12 protein-coding genes and 1 pseudogene are annotated in these 18,191 nt (G+C 71.1%); 5 read left to right on the forward strand and 8 right to left on the reverse strand.

Features of this window, described 5'->3' with window-relative positions:
- Positions 1-173: 173 nt before the first annotated feature.
- On the forward strand, positions 174-1,340 hold the full coding sequence (gene sepH / locus AB0I45_RS02970) for a septation protein SepH (protein WP_295687393.1): 1,167 nt from the start codon (positions 174-176) through the stop codon (positions 1,338-1,340).
- Positions 1,341-1,450: 110 nt separating this feature from the next.
- Here the strand turns inward: sepH and cydC are convergent, their stop codons facing one another.
- Genes cydC through AB0I45_RS02985 form a run of 3 tightly spaced genes read right to left on the reverse strand, consistent with a single transcriptional unit; the run spans position 1,451 to position 7,534 of the window.
- Positions 1,451-4,906 (reverse strand): thiol reductant ABC exporter subunit CydC, encoded by a 3,456-nt coding sequence (cydC, locus tag AB0I45_RS02975; protein WP_295687396.1) that lies wholly within the window; start codon positions 4,904-4,906, stop codon positions 1,451-1,453.
- Positions 4,903-5,940: a cytochrome d ubiquinol oxidase subunit II gene (gene cydB, locus AB0I45_RS02980; protein ID WP_137319933.1), complete on the reverse strand. Its 1,038-nt coding sequence runs from the start codon at positions 5,938-5,940 to the stop codon at positions 4,903-4,905. The genes cydC and cydB overlap by 4 nt, the downstream gene beginning before the upstream one ends.
- A 16-nt stretch (positions 5,941-5,956) precedes the next feature.
- A complete protein-coding gene (locus AB0I45_RS02985) occupies positions 5,957-7,534 on the reverse strand; it encodes a cytochrome ubiquinol oxidase subunit I (RefSeq protein WP_137319934.1) in 1,578 nt (525 codons plus the stop codon).
- A gap of 244 nt (positions 7,535-7,778) precedes the next feature.
- Here AB0I45_RS02985 and AB0I45_RS02990 point away from each other — a divergent pair, with 244 nt between their 5' ends.
- Both AB0I45_RS02990 and AB0I45_RS02995 read left to right on the forward strand, forming a co-directional pair.
- Positions 7,779-8,138 carry a BlaI/MecI/CopY family transcriptional regulator gene (locus tag AB0I45_RS02990; protein WP_137319935.1) on the forward strand — a complete coding sequence of 120 codons (360 nt, stop codon included), beginning with the start codon at positions 7,779-7,781 and terminating at the stop codon, positions 8,136-8,138.
- Between the two features lie 28 nt (positions 8,139-8,166).
- Positions 8,167-9,060 (forward strand): M56 family metallopeptidase, encoded by an 894-nt coding sequence (locus AB0I45_RS02995; protein ID WP_295687405.1) that lies wholly within the window; start codon positions 8,167-8,169, stop codon positions 9,058-9,060.
- Positions 9,061-9,127: 67 nt separating this feature from the next.
- Here the strand turns inward: AB0I45_RS02995 and AB0I45_RS03000 are convergent, their stop codons facing one another.
- The gene (locus AB0I45_RS03000) at positions 9,128-11,251 is read right to left on the reverse strand and encodes a DNA topoisomerase IV subunit B (protein ID WP_137319937.1); all 2,124 of its coding nucleotides are present in this window, start codon (positions 11,249-11,251) and stop codon (positions 9,128-9,130) included.
- A 166-nt stretch (positions 11,252-11,417) separates the two neighbouring features.
- Here AB0I45_RS03000 and AB0I45_RS03005 point away from each other — a divergent pair, with 166 nt between their 5' ends.
- Entirely contained in the window at positions 11,418-12,254 is an 837-nt protein-coding gene (locus tag AB0I45_RS03005; protein ID WP_360316622.1) for an N-acetylmuramoyl-L-alanine amidase, read from the forward strand.
- A gap of 16 nt (positions 12,255-12,270) precedes the next feature.
- Here AB0I45_RS03005 and AB0I45_RS03010 read toward each other — a convergent pair whose 3' ends face one another.
- The gene (locus AB0I45_RS03010; RefSeq protein ID WP_360316625.1) at positions 12,271-12,678 is read right to left on the reverse strand and encodes an amidohydrolase family protein; all 408 of its coding nucleotides are present in this window, start codon (positions 12,676-12,678) and stop codon (positions 12,271-12,273) included.
- Positions 12,679-12,752: 74 nt separating this feature from the next.
- Positions 12,753-13,901 (reverse strand): annotated as a pseudogene (locus AB0I45_RS03015) (amidohydrolase family protein); the annotation flags it as partial.
- 110 nt (positions 13,902-14,011) lie between these two features.
- On the opposite strand from AB0I45_RS03015, the gene AB0I45_RS03020 reads away from it, so the two are divergent.
- Positions 14,012-14,776, forward strand: a complete 765-nt coding sequence (locus AB0I45_RS03020) for a VOC family protein (protein WP_360316628.1) — start codon at positions 14,012-14,014, stop codon at positions 14,774-14,776.
- Positions 14,777-14,867: 91 nt separating this feature from the next.
- Here AB0I45_RS03020 and AB0I45_RS03025 read toward each other — a convergent pair whose 3' ends face one another.
- Together AB0I45_RS03025 and AB0I45_RS03030 are read right to left on the reverse strand one after the other, a co-directional pair.
- On the reverse strand, positions 14,868-16,685 hold the full coding sequence (locus AB0I45_RS03025; protein WP_360316631.1) for an RNA polymerase sigma factor: 1,818 nt from the start codon (positions 16,683-16,685) through the stop codon (positions 14,868-14,870).
- A gap of 223 nt (positions 16,686-16,908) precedes the next feature.
- Positions 16,909-18,057 carry a DUF4192 family protein gene (locus AB0I45_RS03030; RefSeq protein WP_360316634.1) on the reverse strand — a complete coding sequence of 383 codons (1,149 nt, stop codon included), beginning with the start codon at positions 18,055-18,057 and terminating at the stop codon, positions 16,909-16,911.
- Between the last annotated feature and the right edge of the window lie 134 nt (positions 18,058-18,191).

The following is an 18,191-nucleotide window of genomic DNA, read 5'->3' on the forward strand; positions in this document are numbered from 1 at the left end:
AACGTTCCCCCGCTCCCACTCCTCGCCGATCACCCTGCTGAGAGTCCCGGTCTCGGAGGATGGGCAGGCGCGCACGCCGACGTCCCTTCTCGCGACTCGCCCGAGCGCTTCCCGCACCGGGTGCGGACTTCGTGAAACGATCGGCACACAGTCATGACTGGAGGTTGACGCATATGACGGAGCTGACGCTGCGCGGAGTGCACGACGACGAGGAGCACCTCGTGCTGTCGGACGGTGCCGGCCACCACTACCTGCTCCCGATCGACGAGAGCCTGTACGCCGCCGTGCGCCGCGACCGCAATCGTCTGGCCCGGATCCGCGCCGCCGGCGAGCCCGTGCGGCCCCGCGAGATCCAGGCGATGATCCGGTCGGGCATGACGACCGAGGAGGTCGTCGAGGCGACCGGCGCGACCGCGGACCACGTCCGCGTGTACGAGGGCCCCGTGCTCGCCGAGCGGCGACACATCGCCGACCGTGCCGGGCAGTGCCTCGTCTACCCCGAGAACAACCCCGACGGCACCCCGAAGCGGCTCCTCGCACTGTGCCGCGAGCGGCTGCAGATGCGTGATGTCGACCTCGGGTCGATGCGCTGGGACGCCTGGAAGCAGACCTCGGGCACCTGGTACGTCGAGCTGAGCTTCGTCGCAGCGGACAAGGAGCGCTCGGCCGGCTGGGAGTACGCCCGCGGCTCGATCTCGCCGCTCGACGACGAGGCCCGCTGGCTCTCCGACGCCGGTCCGAGCGATTCCGGCCCGATCCCGAACTTCGGCAGCGGCTCCGAGCGGGTCTTCAACATCGAGGCCGAGGACGGCAGCACCCGGATCCATGAGGATTCCCCGCGCGGCAGCCACATGGCCGAGACCGGACGGATCCTTGAGAGTCTGCGACGCCGTCGCGGCCGCCAGTCGGTCGCCGCCGCGGAGCCCGACGGCCTCGGCGACCTCGCCCGCGCACCGCGCGACACCCCGCCGCCGGGCTCGCGCCGGTCCCTGCGCGCCGTCTCCGACGAGCCCGCCTGTCACCCCGACGGCGCCCACACGGCGCTCAGCGCCCCCGAGGAGGCCGACGACGCCGGGATCTTCCCGCTCCCGGCCGATGAGCCCGCAGGGCACTCCGGGGCGCCGCAGGACGACGTCTCCGCCGACCCGCACCGGGAGGAGCCGGGCCCCGGATCACCGGCCGAGGACCATCCCTCGCTGCTCGACGAACCGGGCGTGTCGGACCATCATCACGAAACCCAGCCGATCCCGCGGCCCGGCGAAGCCGAGGCCCCGCGGAAGAAGGGCCGGTCCTCCGTCCCCCGCTGGGACGAGATCATGTTCGGCTCCAAGCGCGACTGACGCACACCCGGACAAGTCACCGGTCCGGGCAGCGACCTGTCCGGACGATCGCTGATCCGGGAGGCGGCTGATCCAGGAGACGACTGATCCGGGCGAAGCCGTACGACTCCTCAGGCGAGGACGATCCGCTCGTCGTGGGCGCCCACGAGTCCCGGATCGTGGGTGACGACGACGACAGCCACCCCGTCGAGCCCGGCCCGCAGGTCCCCCATGAGGTCCGCGCTCATCTGGGCGTCGAGGTGGGCGGTGGGCTCGTCGAGGACGATGACCTCGGAATGCGCGAGCAGGGTGCGCGCCACGGCCAGACGCTGCCGCTGTCCGCCGGACAGGAAAGCCCCCGAGGCGCCGATCCGTGCATCGAGGCCGGCGTCGGCGGCGAGATCGCGCAATCCGACCCGGGTGAGCACGGCGCGCAGCTCCGCATCGGTCGGTGCATCGTCCTTCGGCCGCCCGATGAGCAGGTTCGCCCGCAGGCTCGAGTCGAACACGTGCGCCTCCTGCGGGCACCACGACACCTGGCCGGCGAGGTCCATCGGGCCCAGTCCCCGCGTCGGTCGTCCGTTGATCCGGTACTCCCCCGCGCTCGGGTCGAGGAAGCGCAGGAGGATGCTCACGAGCGTCGTCTTGCCCGATCCCGAAGGCCCGGTGACCGCGGTCCACTCCCGGGCATCGATCCGGGCGCTGACGCCGGAGAACACCGGGGAGTCGGTACCCGGCCAGGTCGCGGCGAGATCGTCGAGCTCGATGTCCGTGATCACCTCGGGCCCGTCGCCGGAGCCCAGCCGGGCTGCGGGATCCGCGTCGTCGAGGGCGTCGACCCGGCCGAGGACGGCCACGAGCGCGGGCCACTGCTGGACGGAGGCGAGCGCATCGGTGAAGCAGTCGATGAGGGCGAGCGGCAGGAGCACGGCCACGGCGAGCAGCTCCCCGCTCAGCGTTCCGGAGGTCACGGCGCCGGCGAGGACGGGGAGCATGAGCACGCCGGTGAGCACGCCGACGACGGTGATCACGGCCTCGCCGATCCCGGTGGCGCGGACAGCGCGGGCCTCGTGCGCCCCGGCCCGCGCATCGGTGGCGAGGAAGCGCTCGACGACCTGTGGAGCAGCTCCGTTGACCTGGAGGTCCTCGCGCGCCCAGAGGAGCCCGGCGAGCGCGGTGAGCACGGTGGTGCGCGTGCGGCGCGCTGCGCTCGTCGCCCGCCGGTCGGCGAGCCGGGTGAGCAGCGGTGCCAGGCCCAGGCTCAGCAGCGCGCCGAGACCCATGACGAGGCCGGCCGCGGGATGGATGAGTGCGAGGGTCACGACGGCGGCGAGCGCCACGACGACCGCGACCACCGGCGGCAGCACGACCCGCGGGGCGAGATCGCGCACGTCGTCGACATCGGCGATGAGCCGGCTGAGGGCGACCTCGCCGCGCAGCAGCGTCCGGTTGGCGGTGCCGGTCGCGGCGAAGGACAGCCAGATCCGCTCCCGCAGCCGGGTGAGCGAATCGAGGATCGCGCGGTGGAGGACGAGCCGCTCGGCGTACTTGAGCACGGTGCGGGCGAGCCCGAAGAACCGGACGCCGACGATCGCGACGAGCAGGTACATGATCGGCGGCTGGAACGAGGCATGGACGATGAGCCACGCGGAGACCCCGGTGAGTGCGGCGCCGGCGGCGACGGCGCCCACCCCGCAGAGGACGGCGAGGAGGAAGCGCGGCGAGCGCATGTCGACGGCTCGGGAGAGCCTGCGGCGGATCGTCGCGGCCGGCAGCGCGGGCACCTCGGGTGCGGTGGGGTAGTCATCGGACGGTGCGGCGGGAGCGACGTCCGGGCGGGGGCCGGTCTCCGGTGCGCGCGGCGCGCCGGCGGCGTCGGTCGCGTCTGCCGGGCCGACGGCGGGCGGTCGTGCCGTGTCGACACCCGCGGGCTCCGCCGCACCCGTGTGCGGTGCTGTTCCGGCGCGCACAACGGCCGGGCCCGCGGGGTCGAGGCCCGGGCGGACCTCGATCCGGGTGTCCGCCGCGGCGAGCAGGTCGAGGTCGTGGGTCGCGGCGATCACCGGGACCGTCCGGGAGACGGCGGTGAGACTGCCGCGCACCGTGGAGGCGGAGTCCGCGTCGAGGTGCGCGGTGGGCTCGTCGACGAGCAGCAGCCGGGCTCCGGCCTCCACCCGGGCGAAGGCGCGGGCGAGCGCGAGGCGGCGCAGCTCACCAGGGCTGAGCGCGGCGCACGGGGTCTGCGGGTCGACCGCGAGCGCCGCCATCGCCAGACAGCGGGCGAGCACGGCGTCATCGAGCCGCGGCCCGCCGGCCGCGGCGTGGAGGGCGAGCTCCTCGGCGACGGTGGGGGCGCTCGTGCGGGGGCTCTGCCCCGCGTGGGCGAGGCGCTCCGGCACCCCCCTCACCGTGCCGCCGATGCGGCAGCCAGCATCCTCCCGGACGAGCCCGGCGAGCACGCCGAGCAGTGTCGACTTCCCGGCACCCGAGGGCCCGTGGAGGACGGTGAGACCGGGATCCGGGATGTGCGCATCGAGGGCACGCAGCGCGGCCCGGGAGCGCCCCGCGTAGTCGACGCTCAGGCCGCGGATGTCGATGCCCTCGCCGGCGTCATCCGCCCGGGCGGCCACCGGGGCGGCGACGGGGCGGCCGGTGAGCGCACGGACGCGGGCGAACGCGGCCATCCCGTTCTCCGTCGAATGGAAGGCGGCGCCGAGCTGACGCAGCGGCAGGTAGCACTCGGGCGCGAGGATGAGGGCGAAGAGGCCGTCGGAGAGCTCCATCGTCCCGTACACGAGCCGCACGCCGATGAACACCGCGACGAGTGCGACGGAGATCGTGGAGATGAATTCGAGCGCGAGCGCGGAGAGGAACGCCACCCGCAGGGTCTGCATCGTCGTGTCCCGATAGGTCTCGCTCGTGTCCCGCAGGGCGCGGGTCTGGGCGAGCACGCGCCCGAGCCCGACGAGCACCGGCAGGCCCCGGGCGAGCTCGACGAGCGCGGTGGACAGACGGTCGAGGGCAGTCGTCGCATCCGCGATCCGGTCCGCGGTGTAGCGGCCGATGAGCACCATGAAGACGGGGACGAGCGGCAGGGTGAGCACGATGATGAGGGCGCTGACCCAGTCGGAGAACGCGATCCGGGCGACGATGAGCAGCGGGATCGCCGCGGAGCCGGTGAGTGCGGGGAGCACCGCGGTGAAGTAGTCGTCGAGATCGTCGAGGGCGCGGGTGGCGGCGAGCGTCAGCGCCCCGTCGGACACGGGCACGTCGCGGGTCGAGCCGGCGAAGGTGCGGTGCACGAGTGCGGCGCGCAGGTCGGTCTTGACCCCGATCGCCGCACGTGCCCCGGCGGTCCGCGAGGCCCACACCGCCGCGGCGCGCAGGACTGCTCCGAGCACGCCGGTGAGCACCGCGGCGGTGACCGGCCGGCCCTCGATGAGTCCCACGACCCCGCGGGCGATCCCCTCGGCGACGAGGACGAGGCCGAGCGCCTTGATGCAGGCGATGATTCCGAGCTGCCACAGCGCTCGCCTCCCCTGGCGGGAGGCGAGCGCGATGGACGCCGGGGACTGCCGGTCGCTCACTGGTGGTGGCTGCGGATCGCCACCGGGACCTGATGGGCGGGCGGGATGTGCTCGACCCGCAGGCGGCTCGCGAAGATCCGGTAGACCCAGATCTGGTAGACGAGCACGATCGGCACGAAGATCGCGGCGACGACGAGCATGACGGTGAGCGTGTACGTCGAGGACGAGGCGTTCGCGACGGTGAGCGAGAACGCGGGATCGAGCGTCGAGGGCATGACGTTCGGGTAGACGTTCGAGAAGATCGAGGCCACGCCGAGGACGAGGAACAGCGCCTGGGCGATGAACGCGGGCTTCTCCGCACCGCGTCGGATGAGCACCCACATCGCGACCGCGCAGGCGGCGGCGAGGACGATGAGCACCCAGCCGAGGAGCTTCGCGTTGAGCAGCTGCACCCAGATCACCCACACGACGATCGGCAGCAGGAGGAACGGGGCGCCGAGCGCGGCTGTCCGGCGGGCGCGCTCGCGCACCGGGCCGTCGGTCTTGAGGGAGAGGTAGAGCAGGCCGTGGAGGAGGCAGAACCCGACCACTCCGAGGCCGCCGACGATCGCCGGCAGGCTGAGCCAGGCGAAGGGCCCGCCGGTGTTGTCGCCGTTGGCGTTGAGCGGCATGCCGGTGGTGGTGAGCGCGAGCATCGCGCCGACGCAGAACGCGGCGACGAGGGATCCGGCGGACAGGCACCAGGTCCAGCCGCTGCGCCACCGGTCCGAGTAGCCCTTGCCGCGGTACTCGATCGCCACCGCCCGGAAGATCAGGGCGAGCAGCGCGAGCGTGAGCGGCAGGTAGAGCGCGGAGAACAGCGAGGCGTACCACATGGGGAACGCGGCGAAGGTCGCCCCGCCCGCGGTGATGAGCCACACCTCGTTGCCGTCCCACACGGGGCCGATGGTGTTGAGCAGGAGGCGGCGCTCCCGCTCGTCCTTGGCGAAGCCCTTGAGGAGCATCCCGACGCCGAGGTCGAAGCCCTCGAGGAAGAGATAGCCCAGCCACAGGACGGCGATGAGCACGAACCAGATCGTCGGCATGAGTTCCATCGTTCGATCCCCTTCCTCAGTACGCGAACGACAGGACGTCGTCGTCGCTCCGGTCGACCACCGGCTTGTAGTTGGTCGTATCGATCTCCGGCATCGCGGACACCACCCCGCCGCGCACGTACTTGATGATGAGGCCGAGCTCGAACACCATGAGCACGCCGTAGACGAGGGTGAGCGACACGAGGGAGAACAGCAGCTCGCCGGGCGTCACGGACGGGGAGATCGCGGCGGCGGTGTAGAGGAACACCCCGTCGATCCCCGAGGGGTCCGGATTGGGCGCGACGACGAAGGGCTGGCGGCCCATCTCGGTGAAGATCCAGCCGGCGGAGTTCGCGATGAACGGGGCGGTGATGCCCCACAGCGCCAGGTGGGTGAGGAATGTCGACGACGGCACGGTGCCCTTGCGGGTGACCCAGAGCGCGAGGGCGCCGGCGGCGGCGGCGAGCACGCCGAAGCCGATCATCAGACGGAAGCCCCAGTAGGTGATGAACATCGAGGGCTGGTAGTCGATCTCCTGTCCGGAGTAGTCCCCGTACATGTCGTCGGAGGGCATATGGGTGCCGTAGGCCTCCTCGTACTCCGGGATGAGGGTGGAGACGCCGGGCACCTCGGTGCTGAAGTCGCCGTTGGCGAGGAAGGACAGGATGCCCGGGATCTCGATGACCGGCACGACGTCGTCGCAGCTGTTCGAGCTGAGGTCGCCGATGGTGAGCACGGAGAATTCGGTGCCGTCGTGGCAGGACGCCTCGGCCGAGGCCATCTTCATCGGCTGCTGCTCGTACATGAGCTTGGCCTGGATGTCGCCGGTGATCGCGACGAGCACGAAGGCGATGACGGCCGTCCAGCCGCCGATCCGCAGCGAGCGCCACCACACGGAGTAGTCGGTCTCGTCGCGGCCGGGCACCTCGGGGGCGGAGCCGACGACCACGCGGCCGTCGGGGCCGACGGTGTCGATGCCGTCCTTGCGGCGCCGCCACAGGTGGTACCAGGCGATGCCGAGGAGGAACGCCCCGCCGACCGCGGTGGCACCGGCGAGCGTGTGGGTGTAGGCGGCGAGCGCGGTGCTGTTCGTCATCACCGCGAACACATCGGTCATGACCGGGCGCCCGTCGATGAGCTCGACGCCCACCGGGTGCTGCATCCACGAGTTCGCGACGATGATGAAGTAGGCCGACAGCCAGGATCCGATGACGGCCGCCCACAGGACGCCGAGGTGGAGCTTCCGGCTCAGCCGGCCCCAGCCGAAGATCCACAGGCCGAGGAACACCGACTCGAGGAAGAAGGCGATGAGCGCCTCCATGGCGAGCGGAGCGCCGAACACGTCGCCGACGAAGCGGGAGTACTCCGACCACGCCATCCCGAACTGGAACTCCTGGACGATGCCGGTGGCGACGCCCATGATGAAGTTGATGAGGTAGAGCTTGCCCCAGAACTTCGTGGCCCGCAGCCACATCTCGTTGCCGGTGCGGTGGTACATCGTCTGCAGGATGGCGACGAGCAGGCCGAGCCCGAGGGTCAGCGGCACCATCCAGAAGTGGTAGACCGTGGTGATGCCGAACTGCCACCGGCCGATGAGGACTGGATCGAGATCCACGAACGCCTCCCTGTTCTCCGTCGTATCGGGGCGCACCGGGGCCCGGCGACGTCTCGAGATTCTGCTGCGGTTTCTACTGTCCGTAGAATACTCCGACTCCACGGTAACTACGAAAGTGCTCGGAAATGACACCTGACCGTCTCGTATGGTGGCGCGTCGGCGGTGGACCGGACTACACTGCATGGTGGACGCGGCCATCCGCAGACCGCGACTGCAAGCATTCTGACTGATCGGGGCGACGAGCGTGGGAACACTGGGTGAACTGGAGCGCAGCGTGATGAACGCCTTGTGGAATCACCCCGCCGGCCTCACCGCGGCCGGCCTCCGCGATGCGCTCAGCGACCGCGATCCCGCACTCACCACGGTCCACACCGTGCTCACCCGGCTCGAGAAGAAGGGCCTGGTGACCCGGGTCCGCGCCGAGCGCCCCCACCGCTACCTCACCGTGTCGAGCCGCGAGGACCACGTGGCCGAACTCATGACCGAGGTCCTCGACCAGGCCCCGGACCGCCACGCCGTGCTCGCCCGCTTCCTCGGCTCCGTGTCGGACTCCGACACGGCCTTCCTGTCCTCGCTGCTCCAGCGCCCGCTCGTCCAGCGCTGAGGACCGACGCCCGACCGGGCGGCCCGCGATGCTCATCACCGGAACCCTCCTCGCCGTGCTGGCCCTCGTGCTCGCGTGGCCGGTGCCGGTCGCGCTCGCGCGCCGCTCCCCGCTCATCGACCCGCTCTCCCGGCTCGTGCTGTGGCAGGCGGTGGGCCTCGCCGGCGGACTCTCGCTCATCGGCACCGCCGTCGTGTTCGCGACCGCCCCGATGGCCGGCTCGCTCGGTGACGGACTGATCGGCCTCGCCGACCTGCAGGCGCTGTCCCTGCTCGCGTGGTGGCAGTGGCTGCTGCTCCTCGTCGCGGTGCTCCTCACCGTCCGCCTCATCAGCTCGCTCCTCGTGCAGTCCGTGCTCGTCCTGAGGCACCGGCGCCGGCATTCCGCGCTCGTCGACCTCCTCACCGAGCCGTCGGCCGAGCTGCCGAACACACGGGTGCTCACCAGCGACAGCCCGGTCGCCTACTGCCTGCCGGGCCGCGGCTCGGGCACGACGGTGGTGACGACCGGTCTGCTCGCGGTGCTCACCGATGAGCAGCGGAGGGCCGTCGTCGCGCACGAGCAGGCGCACCTCGACCTCCACCACGATCTGCTCGTGCTGCCGTTCGCGGCATGGAACCGGGCGCTGCCGTTCGTCCCGGCGACCTCGACCGCGCTCGCCGCGGTGTCCGCGCTCATCGAGTTCATGGCCGACGACCGGGCGCGTGCGAGCCTGGGCGCCGCACCGCTGGCGGAGGCCGTCGAGACCGGAGCACGCGTCCATCCCGGGGCGCACAGCACGGATCTCACCCGGGCACGGCTCGCCCGCCTCGACCGTAAGCTCCCCGCGGCGCGCACCCGCGTGCGGACGGTCGAGCTCGTCGCGGCCGCGTGCCTCGTGCTCGTCCCGACGCTCATCCTCGCCGCACCCACGCTGGCCTGATCCGGGTCGACGCGAGGCGGCTCCGGAGCGGACGGGCCGCAGCGGCCCCGGCCAGGAGCGTGACGGCTCAGGCGTCGATACGCTCGGCGTCGAGCATCGCCGCACCGGACACGATGAATTGCTTGCGCGGTGCGACCTCGGACCCCATGAGGAGTCCGAAGGTGCGCTCAGCGGCCTCGGCGTCGCCCATGGTCACCCGGCGCAGCGAGCGCATGCCCGGTTCCATCGTCGTCTCCGCGAGCTGGTCGGCATCCATCTCGCCGAGCCCCTTGTAGCGCTGGATGGGCTCCTTGTAGGCCTTCTTCGTGCGGTCGAGCCGCTTGAGGAGGGTGTAGAGCTCCGCTTCGGAGTAGGTGTAGACGACCTCGTTGGCCTTGCCGCGGTGGACGATCTCCACCCGGTGCAGCGGCGGCACCGCCGCGAACACCCGGCCGGCCTCGACGAGCGGACGCATGTACCGGAAGAACAGCGTGAGCAGCAGGGTGCGGATGTGGGCGCCGTCGACGTCGGCGTCGGTCATGATGATGACCTTGCCGTAGCGTGCGGACTCGAGATCGAAGCTGCGCCCGGCGCCGGCGCCGATGACCTGGATCAGCGCGGAGCACTCGGCGTTGGCGAGCATGTCGCCCACCGAGGCCTTCTGCACGTTGAGGATCTTGCCGCGGATCGGGAACAGCGCCTGGTGCTCGGAGTCGCGGGCGGCCTTCGCGGTGCCCATCGCGGAATCGCCCTCGACGATGAACAGCTCGGAGCGGTCGAGATCGGTCTTGCGGCAATCGTAGAGCTTGGCGGGCAGCGACGAGGATTCGAGCGCGGTCTTGCGCCGCTGGTTCTCCTTGTGGGTGCGCGCCGAGATCCGCGACTTCATCTCCGCCACGACCTTCTCGAGCAGGAGGTTGACCTGCTGCTTCTCCTGCCGCTTCGAGGAGTTCAGCAGCGCACCGAGCTCCTGCTCGACGGTGCGGGCAACGATCTGGCGGACCGCGGAGGTGCCGAGCACCTCCTTCGTCTGGCCCTCGAACTGCGGTTCGGCGAGTCGCACGGTGACGACGGCGGTGAGGCCGGCGAGCACGTCGTCCTTCTCGAGCTTGTCCTTGCCGACCTTGAGGCGGCGGGCGTTCTGGTCGACGGACCTGCGCACGGTCTTGAGCAGGGACTGCTCGAAGCCGGTCATGTGCGTGCCGCCCTTGGGGGTGGCGATGATGTTGACGAAGCTCTTCACCCGGGTGTCGTAGCCCTTGCCCCAGCGCACCGCGATGTCGACGCCGACTTCGCGCGGGACCGCGGTGGACACCATGTGGCCGTCCTCGTCGAGCACCGGCACCGTCTCGGTGAAGGTACCGGAGCCGGCCAGCCGCCACACGTCGGTCACGGCATCGTCGTGGGCGAGGTGCTCGACGAACTCCGAGATCCCGCCGGAGTACCGGAACTCCTCGGTCCGCGAGGTGATGATCTCCCCGGTCTCGTCGCGTTCGACCCCGCGCTCGTCGTGGATGGTGATGCCGAGGCCGGGCACGAGGAAGGCCGTCTGGCGGGCGCGGTCGACGAGGGTGTCGTAGGTGAAGTGGGCGTCCTTGAGGAAGATCTGCGGATCCGACCAGTAGCGGATCCGGGTGCCGGTGACCCCGCGCTTGGCCTTGCCGATGATCTCGAGCTCGGAAGCGGATTCGAAGAGGGTGAAGGGGTTGTCCGGGGACAGCACGCCGCCGGAGTCGTCGAAGCGGCCGGGGGCACCGCGCTTGAAGGACATCCGGTGGACCTTGGAGCCGCGGGTGACCTCGACGTCGAGCCGGGCGGAGAGCGCATTGACGACGGAGGCTCCGACGCCGTGGAGACCGCCGACCGCGGCGTAGGAGCCGCCGCCGAACTTGCCGCCGGCATGGAGCTTCGTCATCACGACCTCGACGCCGGTGAGACCGGTCTTGGGTTCGATGTCGACGGGGATGCCGCGCCCGGTGTCGGAGACGGTGACGGAGCCGTCGGCGTGCAGCGTGATCTCGATGTGATCGCCGTGGCCGGCGAGCGCCTCGTCGACGGAGTTGTCGATAATCTCCCACAGGCAGTGCATGAGGCCGCGGGAGTCGGTGGTGCCGATGTACATGCCCGGCCGCTTGCGGACGGCGTCCAGTCCGGACAGGACGGACAGCTGTCGTGCACCGTAGTCCTCGGTCTTCGCTCCTCTGGCTGCCACGCAGGTTCCTTCCGCTCGATCGACGGCCCCCAGTCTACGAGTCCGCACCGCCCGCACCCGGTTGCCATGCCGCTGCCCCGGCGACGTTTCGGGTGCGTGCCGGGTGGGGGCCTCCGGGCGAGGGCGCCCGGATGCCGGGGAGGTGCCGGGTGGGATACTGGGGCACATGTCACGCAGCCTCTGGATCACCGGCCTCCTCGCGAGCACGATGCTGCTCGCCGGCTGCTCGGGAGCGGGGCCGGCGGAGAATCCGTCCACCGGCACGGTGGGGAGCCCGGCGGAGGGCACCTCGGCGGCGGCCACCCCGGTGCCCACCGAGACCCCGACGCCGACCCCTGTCGAGGAGCCCCTCACCGGGTTCGTCGTCGCCGTCGATCCGGGTCACAACGGCGGCAACGCCGCGCACCCGGCGGAGGTCACCGCGCCGGTGCCGGACGGGCGCGGCGGCATCAAGGCGTGCAATACGACGGGGACGGCCTCGGCCACCGACTATCCCGAGAACGCATTCAACTGGGAGGTGGCCGCAGCGGTGCGCGAGCGCCTCGAGGACCTCGGCGCCGAGGTGGTGCTCTCCCGGGAGGACGACGAGGGCGTGGGTCCGTGCGTCGACGAGCGCGGGCAGTTCGCCGGGGACGCGGGCGCGGATGTGCTCGTGAGCATCCACGCGAACGGGACCGAGGACACCTCGGCGACCGGGTTCCACATGGTCGTCGTCGAGGACTCGCCGCACGCGGGCGTCGACGAGCCCTCCCGCACGCTCGCCGAGGACATGGTCGAGGCCTTCGGCGCGGCCGACCTCGCCCCCAACCCCGCCTACGGCGACGACGGGATCGTCGCCCGGACGGACATCGCCGGGCTCAACCACGCGAAGGTGCCCGCGGTGCTCGTCGAGTGCGGGGAGATGCGCAACCCGGACGAGGCGGCGCTCATGGAGAGCGCCGCGGGCCGCGAGCGCTATGCCGCGGCGATCGTCGCCGGGGTGCAGGAGTTCCTCGAGGACTGAGCCGGAAGGATGCGTGTCAGCTGCGGATCGCGCCGTCGTCGTAGCGGATCTCGCCGCCGACCACCGTCGCGCCGACCTGCACGTCCTTGAGCTCCTCGGCCGGGACCTGCAGGAGGTCGTCGCTGAGCACGGTGAAGTCCGCGAGCTTGCCGATCGACAGGTCGCCCTTGAGCGTGTCCTCGTGCGAGGCGTAGGCGGAGTCGACGGTGTAGGCCCGCAGCGCCTGCTCAGCGGTGATCGTCTCCGCCGGACCGAACTCCGCGCCGCCCGCGGTGCGCCGGTTGACGAAGTCGTGGATGCCGAGGATCGGGCTGCCGTCGACCACCGGGGCGTCGGAGGAGCCGGGGACGCGGATGCCGGCGTCGATGAGGGAGCGGACGCGGTAGCACAGCTGGGTGCGCTCGGGGCCGGGGGCACGGGCCATGCCGTCGCCGATCTCGGTGATGAGCGCGGCTGCGGCACGCCGATGAGGCCGAGCCGTGCGGCACGGGCGATCTGCTCGTCGGAGGCCACGCCGAAGTGCTCGATCCGGTTGCGCGGGTCGGTCCGCGGGTAGTCCCGCTGGGCGCCCTCGATGATGTCGAGGGCGTGGTCGACGGCGGCGTCGCCGATCGCGTGGGTGGCGAGCCGGAAACCCAGACGGTAGGCGCCGCGGAGGAGCTCGGTGAGCTCCTCGACGTCCCAGGCCATGTAGCCGCTCGACTCCTCGCCGTGGTAGCAGCACGTCATCGCCGCGGAGCGGCCGATGAGAGAGCCGTCGGTGAGCACCTTGACCGGGCCGATCCGCAGCCATTCGTCGCCCATCCCGGTGCGCCGGCCGAGGTCGAGGCCCTCACCGGAGGCGTCGTCGCGGCCGATGATGTGGTGCAGGGCCGTGAGGTACGGCGTGACCGTGGCGCGCACGCCGAGTGCTCCGGTCTCCTACGCCGTGAGGTAGGCGTGGAGGTCGACCGGCGAGTTCCCGATGCTCGGCTCGGTGATCGAACCGATCCCCTCACGCAGCGCCTGCTCGGAGGCGGTGCGGAGATTGCGGACGATGTCGTCGACCGGCAGGGGCTTGTACACCCCGGTGATGAGGTCCATCGCTCGCTCCTGGACGAGCCCGGCAGCGGTGCGGCCGTCCTCCGTGCGCGCGACGTGCCCGCCGTCGACGTCGGGGACCTCGGAGAGCTCGGCGAATCCGGCGACCTCGAAGGCGCGGGAGTTCGCCACCCCCATGTGCCCGGACACGTGCTCGAGCCACACCGGGTTGTCCGGGGCCCGGCGGTCGAGCTCGGCGGCCAGGGGATGCGCGTCGTCGAGCTTGTTCTGGTCGTAGCCGGAGCCGTAGATCCACTCCCCCGGCTGCGCGTCGCGGGCCGCGGCGGCGACCGCGTCGTAGAGATCCTCCATCGAGGACACCGTGCTCGCCCGCAGGTCGACGCCGTTGAGGCGCTGCCCGCGCATGGAGAGGTGGTGGTGGACGTCATTGAAGGCGGGCGCCGCCGGGGCGCCGCCGAGGTCGTAGGTCCGGTGCGCCGGGAGCCGGGTGACGTCGTCGTCGAGCGCACGGATGCGGCCGTCGATGACGCCGATCGAGTGCGCCTCGGGGCGTTCGGGGTCCATCGTCCGGAACCGCCCGCCGGTGAATACTGCGTCGAAATGCATGATCGTCCCTCTCCGTTCCGTGTGCTCTCCGGGGGCCGACCGACCTCCTCACTGCGCCGTAGCAAAGGCGGGGATTTGGTGATCACCGGCGGGGCCAGAAGACTGGAGGCATGACCGACACCACGATCGCCCCGAATCATCCCTGCTGGGTCGAGCTCAGCTCCCCCGACGTCGAGAGCGCACGGACCTTCTACGGTTCGCTGTTCGGGTGGGAGTTCACCGAGCCGGGTCCGATGGGCTTCGGGGTCAAGGCGGTCCGCGACGGCCGGGTCGTCGCGGGGATCAGCCCGCAGCCGGCCGAGGCCCCCGCCGGACAGCCGGCGTTCTGGTCGGTGTACTTCCGGGTGGCCGAGCTCACCGATTTCCTCGCCCGCGTCGACACGGGAGGCGGGCAGGCGATGATGGCGATCCCGGAGTTCGACGGGACCGCCGGCGTCGCTCTCGTCGCGGACCCCGCGGGTACCGCGTTCGGCGTCCTCGAGTACGAGGACGACCGCGGCCTCACCGGCGTCGACGTCACGGGTGCCGCCTGCTGGTTCGAGCTCCACACGAAGGATCCCGCGGTGCACGAGTTCTACCGCGCGGTGTTCGACTGGGAGATCAGCCCGGTGAGCGACACCGACGAGTTCCGCTACTCGACGTTCGCACTGCCCGACACGGGGACCCCGCGCGGCGGGATCCTCGACACCTCGAACGTCGGGATCCCCGCGCACTGGGAGTCCTACATCCAGGTCGAGGACGCCGATGCGGTGGCCGGCCGGGTGCGTGAGCTCGGCGGTGACTGGCTCGCCGCCCCGCACAATTCCACCCACGGCCGGGTGGGCCGGTTCATCGACTCGCAGAACGCCGCGTTCACCGTCATCCAGCCGCGCTAGTCGCCCCTGTTCGGCCGCCGCAGCAGTTCGCGTTGCACTTTCGGGGAGCGCGGTCGACGGGTCGGCTGACCTGCCCGTGCGCCGGCCCGGATCAGTCGAGGTAGTCGCGCAGCACCTGGGAGCGGGACGGGTGGCGGAGCTTCGCCATCGTCTTCGACTCGATCTGCCGGATCCGCTCGCGCGTGACGCCGTAGACCTTGCCGATCTCGTCCAGCGTCTTCGGCTGCCCGTCGTTGAGCCCGAACCGCATGGAGACCACTCCGGCCTCGCGCTCAGAGAGGGTGTCGAGCACGGAGTGGAGCTGCTCCTGGAGCAGGGTGAAGCTCACGGAGTCCGCCGGCACGACGGCCTCGGAGTCCTCGATGAGGTCACCGAACTCGGAGTCGCCGTCCTCGCCGAGCGGGGTGTGCAGGGAGATCGGCTCGCGGCCGTACTTCTGCACCTCGACGACGCGCTCGGGCGTCATGTCGAGCTCCTTGGCGAGCTCGTCCGGGGTGGGCTCGCGCCCGAGGTCCTGGAGCATCTGGCGCTGCACACGGGCGAGCTTGTTGATGACCTCGACCATGTGCACCGGGATGCGGATGGTGCGCGCCTGGTCGGCCATCGCACGGGTGATCGCCTGGCGGATCCACCAGGTGGCGTAGGTCGAGAACTTGAAGCCCTTGGTGTAGTCGAACTTCTCCACGGCGCGGATGAGGCCGAGGTTGCCCTCCTGGATGAGGTCGAGGAACAGCATGCCGCGGCCCGTGTAGCGCTTGGCCAGCGATACGACGAGGCGCAGGTTGGCCTCGAGGAGGTGGTTCTTGGCGATCCGCCCGTCGTGGATGATCCACTTGTAGTCACGGGTGTCGCGGGCCTCGGTCACGGTGCCCTCGGCGAGGAGGTGCTCGGCGTACATGCCGGCTTCGATCCGCTTGGCGAGGTCGACCTCCTCGGCGGCGTTGAGCAGCGCGACCTTGCCGATCTGCTTGAGGTAGTCCTTGACGGGGTCGGCGGTGGCGCCGGCGGAGACGACCTGCTGGGCCGGGGCATCGTCGTCGGCGTCGGAGACGACGAATCCTCCGGCCTCCTTGACGGCCTCGTTCTTCTTCTCCTCCTGGGAGTTCTTGGTCTCCGTCTCCTCCTTGGCGACGACCGCCTCGACCTCTTCGGCGGCACCGGGTTCGGGCACGGCTTCCTCGGTCGCCTTCGCTGCGGCACCGGTCGCCTTCGCGGTGGTCTTCTTCGCCGCAGGCTTGCGCGCGGTCGTCTTCTTCGCGGTCGTCTTCTTCGCCGTGGTCTTGGCGGGCGACTCGGCTGCGGCCGGCTCGTCCGCCTCCGACTGCGCGGCGGACTTCGCGGTCGTGCCCTTCGCGCCGGTGGACTTCGCGGTCGTGCTCTTCGCAGCCGTCGTCGTCTTCGCAGGTGCCCGACGGGCCGTGGTCTTCTTGGCCGGCGCCTCGGTGGCTTCAGCGGCGGTGTCCTCGACCGGGGTCGACTTCGCGGCCGTCGACTTCTTCGCCGCCGTCGACTTCCTGGCCGGGGTCGACTTCGCAGTCGACGACTTCGCGGCCGTCGACTTCGCAGCAGTGGGCTTCTCGTCTCCCGTCGCTGCCGCAGCGGGCTTCTTCGCAGTCGACCTGGCAGCAGGCTTCTTCGCCGCCGTCGTCTTCGCAGCGGTGGTCTTCGCAGAGGGCTTCTTCGCCGTCGTGGACTTCGCGGTGGTCTTCTCCCCCGCGCCGGACTCTGCGGCCGTCTTCTTCGCCGTGGCCGTCTTCGCGGCAGTCGACGATTTCGCTGCCGCGGTCTTATTCGCTGTGGTGGACGCAGTACGCTTGGTCGTGGAACTCGACCGAGTGGACTTCTTAGCAGGAGCAGTCTGTGCGGTGGTTTCGGCTGCTGTGCTCGAATCCTTCTCGTCTGTCGGCACGAGTTCACCTTTCGGGGAGTCTGGCGGCGGACCACCGATGCCGTGGAGGCATCAGTAAGACCCATGTCAAGCACGTCGGCGCAGAACAGGCCCTGCACAGTCGTACGACTGGGTCAACACCCCATTCTCGCACGATATTCCGGCTCGGGCGAATCCTCGCCGGCGGCTCGCCGGGCCGGCGGACACGCCGATCCCCGGATCCGCTCCGGACCCCCGTGTCCGCTCAGCGGCCCGAAGCGGCCATCCAGCGCGGCGGCAGTCCTCGCGTCACCGCGCCGTGGACGAGCCCGGCGAGCGTGTAGTCGGGGTCGAGCGCGAGGGACCGGCAGGCGTAGTGGTCGGCGAAGGAGTTGCGCGCTCGGCCCCATTCCAACCAGGCGAGCATCGCGAGGACGGCCGGACGGCTCGCCTCGTCCACAGCCGGGACCAGACAGTCGAGGTAGGCGACCGAGTACGCGGTCCGCGCGAAGTCCGGGCGCTCCGGGGACAGTCCGATCATCGACTCCGCCGCTGCGGCCGAGCGTGCGATCGGCCGCGCCCAGGCCGCGAAGGTGCCCGGCTCCAGCGCCGCGATGCGGGCGGGTGAGAAATCGGGGTGGTCGAAGCCGAGGATCATCTCGATGCAGTCCCTGCTCCACAGCTCGGCGCACATGAGTTCCATGCCGACGACCCCTCCCGGGCTCAGCACCCCGGGCACCTGGGCGACCGTCGCACGCGGATCCTCGGCGAGGTCGAGCAGCGCACGGAGGTCTGCGAGCGCCGCGTCGTAGCGGGCGGCCGCCGATGGGGCGGACGCCCGGATCCGCGCGGCGCCGGTGAGCAGCTCGGGCGGCGGGACCGGGTGGGCGGTCGCCGCGGCGAAGTCCTCGGCATGGCTGCGCCCGTCGGCAATGAGGCGCACCGCGACCTCGGTGTCGGTGGTCTCCGCCCGGCCGTAGAGCTCCTCGGGGTCGTCGAGGCTGCCGCAGAAGCCGCCGCCTGCCCACAGCGGGTCGGCGACCTCGTACCCGGCCTCGGCGAGCGCGGCACAGATGAGGAACACGGGGAGTCGGAAATGGTCGACGAGGAGCTCGCTCTCCGGTTCGCCGAGCAGACCGAGCGCGGTGGGCACCTCGGCGCTGAACAGGATCGGGAAGACCGCCGCGGCGCCCTCGGCATGCTCGAGCGTGGAGACGACGGCGGCGAGGTCCTCGGCGTCGAGGTGCGCGGCCTCGGAGAACCCGAAGTCGAAGCGGACGGTGAGGCCGACCTCGCCGCGGTCGCCGCTGCGGCTGCCGGTGACGAGGACGAGGGAGTCCGTGGGCGTATAGCCCAGGATGTGGGGGACGATGCCGACGAGGTCGGTGGGCCGGGTGACGGTGTATGCACTCATGGGTGCAGTCCACTCCGCGCGGGCCGGCGGCACCATGCCGCGTGTCCGCCTGTGGATATCCGCTGCCGTGCCAGGCCGGTTGTGACCTGCGGACGCGCGTGTCTGTGACCTGCGGACGCGCTCACCTGTGACCT

Source organism: Brevibacterium sp. NPDC049920 (genome assembly GCF_040656435.1).
In the GTDB taxonomy this organism is placed as follows: Bacteria; Actinomycetota; Actinomycetes; order Actinomycetales; family Brevibacteriaceae; genus Brevibacterium; species Brevibacterium pityocampae.